General features: G+C 58.0%; 1 protein-coding gene. It reads left to right on the forward strand.

Annotated elements, in window-relative coordinates:
* Window positions 1-224: hypothetical protein (locus HMPREF2978_RS13140; protein WP_371326349.1), on the forward strand; the 224-nt coding region annotated here is incomplete at both ends.

Genomic DNA, 224 nt, shown 5'->3' on the forward strand with positions numbered 1-224 from the left:
CCCGGATACCGACGGTGACGGCCTGACCGATGGTACTGAGATTGAGATCGGCACCGATCCGAACAACCCGGATACCGACGGTGATGGTCACAACGACGGTGACGAGGTCAAGGACAATAAGGACCCGAAGGACCCAGATTCCTTCCCTGGTGATGACACCGACACCGATGGTGATGGTGTTCCGGATGCCCAGGAGGAAAAGGACGGTACGGATCCGAACAACC

The sequence above is a fragment of the Corynebacterium sp. HMSC074C01 genome (assembly GCF_001814605.1).
In the GTDB taxonomy this organism is placed as follows: Bacteria; Actinomycetota; Actinomycetes; order Mycobacteriales; family Mycobacteriaceae; genus Corynebacterium.